Below are 1,576 nucleotides of genomic sequence, written 5' to 3' on the forward strand. Positions count from 1 at the left end.
GCTCCCGGCCCCACCCCCGAACAGCTCCGGGAACTGGCCGAGAGCCGCCGGGCCGCCGAGACGGCGGCCACCGCCCGGGCAGCGGCCGAGGCCGACCTGGCCGAGGCGAAGGCGGCCCAGGAACGCGCCCAGGCCGAGGAGTCCGCCCTGCTGGAGGAGCTGGCCACCCTGCGGGACCGCCACGAACGGGCACGACACGCGCTCCGGGAGGCACGCGCCCGGGCCAAGGAGGCGGAACGGGCGGTGAAACGCACCCGCAACGCCGCCGACGCCGCAGCCGACCGTCTACGCGCCCTCGAAGCCCGCGGGACGTGATGTCGACTCGATCACAAAACTGAACACGTTCAGGGAATGGGACTGAACGTGTTCAGAAAACGTCCTAGCCTTGCCCCATGAGCGAGAGAAACGCCCTCCTGCGGCGCATCCGTGTCTGGCTGGCCCTGTTCATCGTCTGTCTGGTGCTCAGCGGACTCACCGCGTTCCCGCTGGTCACCGAACTGCGTGGGGCCAACTCCCTGGTGGACCACACGTGGCTGCGCCGGGTCGGCGACGGACTGGAGCGGGCCGACGCCGACTACCCGTTCCTCCTCTACGGCACCGACTGGCTGGCCTTCGCCCACCTCGTCATCGCCGTCTTCTTCTACGGGGTCCACCGCGACCCCGTCCGCAACATCTGGATCGTGGAAGCCGGCATGATCGCCTGTGCGGGAGTCATCCCGCTGGCCCTCGTCTGCGGGCCGATCCGCGGCATCCCCTTCGGGTGGAGCCTGATCGACATGTCGTTCGGCGTCTTCGGCGCCATACCCTTGCTGGTGCTCCGCCGCATGATCAAGCGCCTCGAAGCCGCACCCCGTACGGCTCAGCCGTGACCCCGGCGCGAGGCCGGGGTCAGGCGGGCCTCCAGCGGTGCGGGCAACGGGTAGACGCGTTCCTCGGGAAACAGGCGCCGGGCCTGCTGGGCCCGCCCGGCCTGCACCAGGGCGGCGGCCTTGCGCACCGTCGGGGTCAGGTCGGCCAGGCCGAGGATCCAGTCCTCGTTGAACGTCCGGATCACCTGACGGCCGAGGCCGACCTGGATGCTGTAGTGGTTGAGCGCGGCGCCCCGCGCCGAACGCTCCGGGTCCCACTGCACGTGCACGTCCGCCCCGGCCGGCGCACCCGGATCCCCGGTGGTGAGCACCGCCCGCTCCAATGCCTCCTCCCACCCCGCCCGACTCATCCGCACCGCGAGCACCCGCTCCTGCCCAGCCTTGCGGGCCCAGTTGCTGCGGTGCATCAGCCACAGGAACGACGGCTTGATCCAGGTCATCCGCCGGAACGAGAACGGCGCCACGAACCGCCCGGCCCGCAGCGCCGGTTCGGCGACGGCCGGGGCGTAGGCCTGGTAGACCACGATCGTCCGCGCGTCGAACGAGGCCCGGACCTGGTACAGAGGTGCCATACCCCGCACGACTCATCCGCACCGCGAGCACCCGCTCCTGCCCAGCCTTGCGGGCCCAGTTGCTGCGGTGCATCAGCCACAGGAACGACGGCTTGATCCAGGTCATCCGCCGGAACGAGAACGGCGCCACGAACC

2 protein-coding genes and 2 pseudogenes are annotated in these 1,576 nt (G+C 71.1%); 2 read left to right on the top strand and 2 right to left on the bottom strand.

The genetic code is table 11. The features are described from left to right. Together EF918_RS37545 and EF918_RS35535 are read left to right on the top strand one after the other, a co-directional pair. Positions 1 to 315: pseudogene (locus tag EF918_RS37545) on the top strand (hypothetical protein); the annotation flags it as partial. Positions 316 to 392: 77 nt separating this feature from the next. Continuing rightward, the gene (locus EF918_RS35535; protein ID WP_125652955.1) at positions 393 to 869 is read left to right on the top strand and encodes a hypothetical protein; all 477 of its coding nucleotides are present in this window, start codon (positions 393 to 395) and stop codon (positions 867 to 869) included. Here the strand turns inward: EF918_RS35535 and EF918_RS35540 are convergent. After that, positions 860 to 1,441, bottom strand: a complete 582-nt coding sequence (locus EF918_RS35540) for a DUF4291 domain-containing protein (RefSeq protein ID WP_125652956.1) — start codon at positions 1,439 to 1,441, stop codon at positions 860 to 862. The two genes, EF918_RS35535 and EF918_RS35540, sit on opposite strands and share 10 nt — an antisense overlap. 55 nt (positions 1,442 to 1,496) lie before the next feature. Further along, positions 1,497 to 1,547, bottom strand: a pseudogene (locus tag EF918_RS39245) (DUF4291 family protein); the annotation flags it as partial. Positions 1,548 to 1,576: the final 29 nt, after the last annotated feature.

The organism is Streptomyces sp. WAC06614 (genome assembly GCF_003949795.1).
In the GTDB taxonomy this organism is placed as follows: Bacteria; Actinomycetota; Actinomycetes; order Streptomycetales; family Streptomycetaceae; genus Streptomyces.

Bases quoted from the DNA above. Each gene is read 5' to 3' on its own strand.
- EF918_RS35540 (WP_125652956.1), bottom strand. From the start codon at position 1,441: ATGGCACCTCTGTACCAGGTCCGGGCCTCGTTCGACGCGCGGACGATC.
- EF918_RS35535 (WP_125652955.1), top strand. From the start codon at position 393: ATGAGCGAGAGAAACGCCCTCCTGCGGCGCATCCGTGTCTGGCTGGCC.